The sequence below is a fragment of the Streptomyces sp. PTY087I2 genome (genome assembly GCF_001687325.1).
GTDB lineage: Bacteria > Actinomycetota > Actinomycetes > Streptomycetales > Streptomycetaceae > Streptomyces.
The window spans coordinates 230,121-237,777 of the sequence record NZ_LZRD01000012.1 but is presented as its reverse complement, the minus strand read 5'-3'; the positions used below and the strand labels follow the sequence as shown (position 1 = coordinate 237,777).

At 73.7% G+C, this 7,657-nt stretch carries 5 protein-coding genes; all 5 read right to left on the bottom strand.

Features of this window, described 5'->3' with window-relative positions:
* Nucleotides 1-85: 85 nt before the first annotated feature.
* On the bottom strand, nucleotides 86-883 hold the full coding sequence (locus A3Q37_RS15975; RefSeq protein ID WP_065484897.1) for an ECF transporter S component: 798 nt from the start codon (nucleotides 881-883) through the stop codon (nucleotides 86-88).
* A gap of 110 nt (nucleotides 884-993) precedes the next feature.
* On the bottom strand, nucleotides 994-2,682 hold the full coding sequence (locus A3Q37_RS15970) for an ABC transporter ATP-binding protein (RefSeq protein ID WP_065484832.1): 1,689 nt from the start codon (nucleotides 2,680-2,682) through the stop codon (nucleotides 994-996).
* Nucleotides 2,679-3,866 (bottom strand): energy-coupling factor transporter transmembrane component T, encoded by a 1,188-nt coding sequence (locus A3Q37_RS15965; protein WP_176711424.1) that lies wholly within the window; start codon nucleotides 3,864-3,866, stop codon nucleotides 2,679-2,681. Before A3Q37_RS15965 ends, A3Q37_RS15970 begins: the two co-directional genes overlap by 4 nt.
* Nucleotides 3,856-4,761 carry a hypothetical protein gene (locus tag A3Q37_RS15960; protein ID WP_065484826.1) on the bottom strand — a complete coding sequence of 302 codons (906 nt, stop codon included), beginning with the start codon at nucleotides 4,759-4,761 and terminating at the stop codon, nucleotides 3,856-3,858. Before A3Q37_RS15960 ends, A3Q37_RS15965 begins: the two co-directional genes overlap by 11 nt.
* On the bottom strand, nucleotides 4,758-7,550 hold the full coding sequence (locus A3Q37_RS15955) for a prenyltransferase/squalene oxidase repeat-containing protein (RefSeq protein WP_176711423.1): 2,793 nt from the start codon (nucleotides 7,548-7,550) through the stop codon (nucleotides 4,758-4,760). Before A3Q37_RS15955 ends, A3Q37_RS15960 begins: the two co-directional genes overlap by 4 nt.
* Nucleotides 7,551-7,657 lie beyond the last annotated feature (107 nt).

Sequence of the window (7,657 nt, the reverse complement as noted above, 5' to 3'; positions counted from 1 at the left end):
GCTCGCGGCTCGCGGCTATTGTCGACTTATCGCATCTCAAGCGGCGTTGCAACCATTTCAGGGGTCGAACTGAAGTCCAAGGCGGTCATATCGTACGGGAATCATCACCGGCCGGACCGTGTGGCGGCACGTCACCCCCCGGCTCCCGCCCCGCGAACCGCACCGGCGCCCGGAAGCGCGCCTTGCGCGCCGCCCGGCGGAACGTGGTGAGGACGGCGGGGCCCGCCAGCATCACGCAGACGAAGTTCGTGACGGCCCGTCCGGTGTCCCAGCCCAGCGACGTGGCCACGTCGAACGCCAGGTAGCGCTGCCACTGTTCGGTGAAGGGCAGACCGGGAAGGTAGGCGATCGAGCTGTTCGGGTCCACCGAGAACGGCCAGAACGACAGGTTCAGCAGAAAGCCGAACAGGTAACCCGAGAGCGATCCGTAGACGGCGAGCATCAGGACCTCGCGGCGCCCCGCGGCCCGGGGCAGCAGGCCCGCGAGCATGCCGACGAACGCGCAGCCGAACATCTGGTACGGCATCCACGGGCCGACCCCGCCCGTGATCAGCGCGGACGCGAAGAGGGACGTGCAGCCCAGCGTGAAACCGAAGCCGGGGCCGTAGACGCGGCCCGCCAGGACGAGGACGAAGAACACCGTCTCGATGCCCGCCGTCCCCGCCCCGAGCGGGCGCAGCGCCGCGTTGACGGCGGAGAGCACCCCGAGCATCGCCAGCGCCTTGGAGTTGATCCCGCCCTCGGCGATCTCGGAGATCACGACGCACAGGACCAGGACCAGCAGCACGCCGAAGATCAGCGGCGGCGCGTAGGCCGCACCCAGCTTGCCCGGGGCGACGACGAAGGGCCAGAAGAAGGCGACCAGGCCGAGAAAGGCCGCCATGGCGATCACGATTCCGGCGCGCGGGGCGATACGGATGGCGCCGGCGGAGCGCTCGGCGGGGCCATTGAGGGTCTTGGCGTCCCTGAGGTTTCCGAGGCCTTCGAGGTCTTTCATACGTCGGCAACTCCGTCCCGAAGCACCGCAGTCACCTGGTCGACCGTCAGATACGGCAGGGGCGCGAGGATCTTCGCCACCTGCGGGGCGAACACCGGCGAGGCGACGATCACCTCCGTCGTCGGGCCGTCCGCGACGATGTCTCCCTCGGCCAGCACCACGACCCGGTCCGCGGCCCGCGCCGCGAACTCGACGTCATGCGTGGAGACCACCACCGACCGCCCCTCGGCGGCCAGTTCGTCGACCATCGCGATCAGCTGGGTCTTCGCCCGGTAGTCCAGACCGCGCGTCGGTTCGTCCAGCAGCAGCACCCGGGGCGCCGCCGCCAGCTGGATCGCGAGGACCAGCGCCAGCTTCTGGCCCTCGGAGAGGTCGCGGGGGTGCGTGGCGCCGTCGATGCCCGGGGCCAGCCGGTCCAGGATCGCCCGAGCGGACGGCCCCGTGGCCCCGGAGGTCGTCCCGGTCCCGTTCCCGGTTCCGGACTCCACGTCCGCCTGGTCGAGTTCCTGCTTGACGCTCTCCAGATACAGCAGGTCCGTCGGGGTCTGCGGAACCAGTCCGACCAGCCGCCGGGCCTCGGCGGCGGACAGCTTCTTCGGGTCGCCGCCCTTCGCCGGACCCGGCGTCCCCGGCTCGTCCCGGCCCACCCGTACCGTCCCGGACCTGCGCGGCCCCGAACCCTGGAGCGCCCACAGCAGCGACGACTTGCCCGAGCCGTTGCGGCCCATCAGCGCCGTGACCTCCCCGGCCCGCAGATCGAGGTCCACCTCGCGCACCGCCGGGACACCCCGGTAGGCGACCGTGATCCCCCGGGCCCCGAGCAGGGTCGCGCCCGGCGCGTCCGGTACCGCGCGCACCGGGGGCGGAGTGGCATCCCCCAGCGTCGTACGCAGAGGGCGGGCGGCCCTGCGGGCGTCGCGTACCGACAGGGGCAGCGGCGACCAGCCCGCCGCCCGGCCCAGCTCGACGATGGGCGGGGCGATCGACGAGGTCGTGAAGATCTCCGACGGCGGGTCCGCCACCACCCGGCCGTTCCCCGGCAGATGGATGACCCGGTCGGCGTACTGCACCACCCGCTCCAGCCGGTGTTCGGCCAGCAGCACCGTCACCCCCAGGTCGTGGACCAGCCGGGTCACCGCGGCCAGGACCTCTTCCGCCGCCGTCGGGTCGAGCGCGGACGTCGGCTCGTCCAGCACCAGGACGCGCGGGTGGGCGGTGAGCACGGAACCGATCGCGACGCGCTGCTGCTGACCGCCGGACAGCTCGTACAACGCCCGATGACGCAGATCCGCGAGCCCGAGCAGGTCGAGCGTCTCCTCCACCCGCTTGCGCATCACCGTCGGCGAGATCGCCAACTGCTCCATCGCGTACGCCAGTTCCTCCTCGACCGTGTCCGTGACGAAGCCGTCCAGCGGGTCCTGGCCCACCACGCCCACCACATCCGCGAGTTCGCGCGGCGGATGGCCGGCGGTGTCGCGGCCGTCGACCGTGACCGTGCCGTACAGCGTGCCGCCCGTGAAGTGCGGGACCAGCCCGTTGACCGCGCCCAGCAGGGTCGACTTGCCGACCCCCGTATGGCCCACCACGAGGCACAGTTCACCCTCGTCGACCCGGAGGTTCACGTCCCGCAGGACCGGCTCGGCTGCGCCGTCGTACACGACGGACACCTGGTCGAAGGTGATCATGCGGATTCCTCGGTGCGCGGGGCGGAAAGGGCCGGCGGGGTCGGCGCAGTCGGTGGCGGCGCCAGGAATCCGGCCGCCCCCGCGAGCAGGATCGCGGCGGCCGGGACCAGCGGCAGCGTCGGCCAGCTCAGCGGATAGATGGACGGGTTCAACTCGGCCGGGTCGTAACCGACGTTGACGAACAGCAGCACGGCGGACAGCACCCCGCAGGACGCCACCGCCCACTCCGCGAACCGCCACGGATCCGGCCGGTACGTCGTCCGCGTCACCCGCCGCCCGCCGAGCCGCAGCCCGGCCAGACAGAGCACCGAACCGGCCGCCAGCGCGGGCAGCCCCAGCAGCTTGGGCGCCGACGCGTCGAGGAGACCGTACGCCCCGGCGCACAGCCCGCACATGCCCAGCAGCATCAGCGCCCCGGTCAGCCGGCGCGAGCGGGCCGTCGCCGACCCGGCCCGCCCGTACCCCCGCGAGTCCATCGCGGCCGCCAGGCGCAACGACCGCTCCAACGCGTCCTCCAGCACCGGAACGACGATCCCGCGCAGCGCACCCAGCCCCTTGTTGCGCCCCGCCCGCAGCCGGCGCGCCCGCGCCACCCGCTGCACGCTCTGCACCAGTTGGGGGGCGACGCTGATCGACACGGTGACGGCGACGCCGAGTTCGTACAGCGCGCCGGGCAGCACCCGCAGCGCCCGCTTCGGGTTGGCGAGGGTGTTCGCCGCGCCGATGCAGCACAGCATGCAGGCCAGCCGCAGACCGTCCGTCGCGGCCGACAGCAGCGCCTCCAGCGAGACCGGGCCGCCCAGTTGGATGCCCGCGTACCAGTCCGGCGTCGGGATGCGCGGCAGGGAGAAGAGGTAGTGGTCGTTCGGGGTGATGCCGGTGGCGAAGACCGCCCGGAAGATCACCCGGATCGCCACGACCGTCAGCGCGAGATACAGGTAGTACTTGAAGCCGCGCGCCCACGGGGCCTCGGTGCGCCGCACGGTGATGACGTAACCGAGCACCGCGAGAACCAGGAAGAGCAGCAGCGGGTTGTTGGTCCGGCTCACCGCCGTGGCCAGGGCCAGCGCCCAGATCCACCAGGCGACCGGGTGCAGGGTGCGCGGCAGCCGCCGCCCGCCGGTGTCCGGCCCGGCGGCGGTGCGTTCCTCGGTCGTACGGGCCACGTACGGGCTACTGCTCACGGCGGCGGCGCTTCGCGGCGAACACGGCCGCGCCGCCGATGACCACCACGAGACCGGCCGTCGCCGCCACCGGCACGATCGACCCGGAGTCGTGCTCCGCGTCGGCCGCCGGGGCGGCGTCCACCACCTTCGCCTCCTTCTCCGGAGCGGCGACCGCCGTCCCCGTCGTCGCCGACGTGGACGGGCTGGGGGAGGAGGTGGCGGACGGTGACGCCGACTTCGAGGGCTTCTCAGAGGGCTTCCCGGACGGCTTCTCGGCGGGCGGCGGTGGAGCCTGGTCGTCCTGCGTCGGCCGCTGCGTGGTCCGTACCGGGTCGGGCTTCGGTGCCGGATCGCCGCCCACCGGGCGGGAGTTGTGGGCGCGCAGCTGGTCCGGGGTGACGGTCGGGCGGCCCTTCGTGCCCTCGATGTTCGTGCCGCCGAAGATCCACAGATCGACGCTGCCCGGCCGGGGCCGGTAGCTCATCGCGCCGAGCTGGCTGTACTCCCAGGTGTCCTCGCCGGGGTCGGCGTGCCAGTACGACCAGTAGGCGGACGCGGGCGGGGTGAGAACGCAGTCCTCCTGCTGGGACGTCGGGTACTGCTTGCCGCCCTGGTGGCCGCTGTAGCCGATCCGGCAGATGAACGCCGGGCCGTCGTGCCCCGTGCCGGTGGTCCGCCAGCCGCCCTGGTTGAGCAGCTCGTAGCCGGTCGTCGGCGTCGTACCGCAGGAGCGGTAGACGGGGCCGCCCCAGTGGCTGAAGTCGACCGCCAGCACCACGCCCGACGACGTGGTGCACCGGCCGATCGGCTGCGGAGCCGCCGACGCCTGACCGGCGGGAGCGAGGACCGCGGCGCCGGTCAGGCCCAGGACGCCCAGGGCCCGGCCGACGGTACGGAGGAGGCGCGGGGTCACCGCTCGCCGCCCGCTGCTGCCGCGTCACGCCGGTTGCGGGCGGCCACGACCGTGCGCCAGCCCGCCAGGACCAGCACCGCTGCCGCTGCCGCGAGGCCGAGCGCCTGCGCACCGGTCGACGCGAGGCTTCCCCCGCCCCCGCTGCCGCCCGGACCGTCGGCGTCCACGATGCCCCCGCCGCCCGTGCTGTCCCCGGGGGTGACGATCACCGGTGTGGAGGCGGAGGAGGACGGCACCGGGTTCGGTGTGGTGCCCTTCAGGCTGCGGGTCAGGGCGCCGAAGGAGATGCCGGTCGCCCCGCCGACGGCCTGTGCCGAGGCGCGGATGTCGGAGCCCCGCTGCCCCTCCTTCGCGACGTTGAACCCGCCGTCCTTGTTCTGCTGCGAGGCGAGGAACTTCAGCGCCTTCGTGATCTGCCGGTCGTACTTCTTCGCGTCCAGGGACAGGCCCTGCACGGCGAGCGCCGCGGAGTTGACCGAGTTGCCGGACGCACCGGGGAACCCGCCGTCCGCCAGCTGCTGGGCGGCGATCCAGGCCAGCGCCTTGTCCACGGCGGCCGCGTGCCCGTCACCCGGGACCAGGTCCAGGGTCATCGCGGCCATCGCCGTCGAGTCGACCTCCGAGTCGCCCGTCGCAGGGATCAGGCTCGGCCAGGCTCCGGAGCCGTGCTGGAGACCCGCCAGATAGGCGATCGGGGCCTTCGCCGCCTTCTCCTCGCCCGCGCGCACCTGCGCGATGATCCCGAGGGAGTGGGCGAAGACGGACGGCGCGTAGGTGTAGGCGCCCGCGGCCGGGCAGCTGCGGTCCGGGGCGGTGCTCGGCTTCTCGCAGACCGCGTCGGCCAGTCCCGCGATCAGGTCCTCGCCGCCGAAGTCCCGCGGATCGCGCTCGACGGCCTGCGCGAGGACGGCGGCCTTGCCCATCGAGCCGCCGAGGGCGTGCTTGCCGCCCACCCCGGTCCAGTCGTGCAGGTCCCGGCCCTCGCCGTCCTTGCCGCCCCGCTCCAGGAAGTCCACGATCGTGCGCAGCGCGTTGTCGTCATGACCGGTCGCCGCCAGCGCGAACGCCCCGTCGATGGTCAGACCGAAGTCGGCGCGCCCCGTCTTCTCGTCGGACCGATAGAAGCGCCCCTGGTGGAGGTTGGCCGGGAGGGTGAGGAAGGCGACGCCCTTCTTCAGGTCCGGGCCCACACCCGGCGGGCGTGTCGTCGGCTGCGTGGTGGGGCCGCCGGTCGCCGGGGGCGTGGTCGGCGGGACCGTCGGCTCGGGAGCCTTCGCGACCAGCGTGACCAGGTCCGTGCCCGCCCCCGCCAGGACTGCGGGGCCCGTCGCGTACAGGGCGGCGTCGGTGGCGCCCTCGTCGAACCCGAAGCCGCCGTCGTCCAGTTGCTCCCGCGACAGCCAGGCGACCGCCGCATCGGCCGCGTCGCCGTCACCGAGCGCGCGCAGCGCCTGCGCCGCGTACGCGGTCGCCGCGACGGAGCCGGTGGCCGACCCGTTGTACGCGGGGAACGCCCCCGACTCCAGCTGGGCCTTCTTGAGGTACGTACGCATCTTGGCGACGGCCTCCTCGTGGCCGCCCGCCTCGTCCAGCACCAGCGCGACCAGCCCGGTGGTCGCCGGATCGCCGTCGCAGTACTCGCCGGGGCTCAGCAGGATGCTGGTCACCGAGCCGTCCTGGCAGACCAGTTGGGTCAGCCGCTCCTCGGTCCCGGCGGGCCGCTCGACCCCGGCGCGCAGCAGCGCGAGCACGGCGAGCGCCTGGCCGTCGGCGTACGTCGCGCCGTGGAAGTCGCCCTTGGCCGTGCAGCCGGGCGTGGGGCTGCCGGACTCCGGGCCGGCCGGGCAGACGTTCTCCGCGAGGTCGCCGAGCAGGTCGTGCCCGCCGACGTCGCGCGGGTCGCCCTCGGTGATCTCCGCGAGCAGCGCCAGCCGGGCCGCCGCCGTGGCGTCGGGCGCCTCGTCCGTACCAGCCGGGTAGGCGTACGCGCCGGTGCGGCCGGCGAGATGGGCCGCCACCTTGTCCAGGGCCGGGCTCTTCCCGTTCGCCGCCGCGAGCGCGTACGCGGCCTCGGTGGTCAGGAAGTCGTTGGGCGTCTCGGACCCTTCGTCCACCACGTGCGTACCGTCGCGCAGTTGACCGCTCACCCAGCGGGCGGCGGCCGGTACGTCGATCTCCCCGGCGGGCACGGTCGGCCCGCCGGTCGGGCCGGGCGTCGCGCCCCCGCCGGCGCGGACCTCGTCGGGGGTGAAGGTGGGGCGGCCGGTGGAGCCGCCGACGTCGGTGCCGCCGAACACCCAGGCGTCCACGTCGCCCGCCTGCGGCTTGCGGCTCATCGCGCCGAGCGGGCTGTAGGACCAGGTGTCCTGGCCGGGCGAGGCGATCCAGTACGACCAGTAGGCGGTGGCCTGCGGGGTGAGCACGCAGTCCTCGGTGGCCGGAGTCGGGTACTGCGTACCGGAGTCGAAGGAACCCGTGCCGATCCGGCAGATGAAGCCGTCACCGTCGTGCTGGGTGCCCTCGGTGGTGAAGCCGCCCTCGTGGAGGAGTTCGTAGCCGGTGGTCGGCGTGGTGTCGCAGCCGCGCACCACATCGCCGCCGAACGGCCCGAAGTCCACCGCGACGATCGCGCCCTTCGTGGCCGTGCACTCCTCGACCGGGTCGGCGGCCGCCGGACCCGCGCCGGTGACGAACGCCACGCTCGCGGCGAACGTCACGGCGGCCGCCGTGAGCAGCGACAGCAGTCTCTTCTTCCCGACGTGCCGGTCCTGTTGCTGTGCGGTCCCCACCACGGCCCCTCGTGTCGTCCGGGCGGGCCATGCGTGGCGGAGAGCACCCGGCGAGCAGCGGCCGCGGAGGGGCCGCCCGTACGGGGCTGTTCGAACCACGCCGTAGT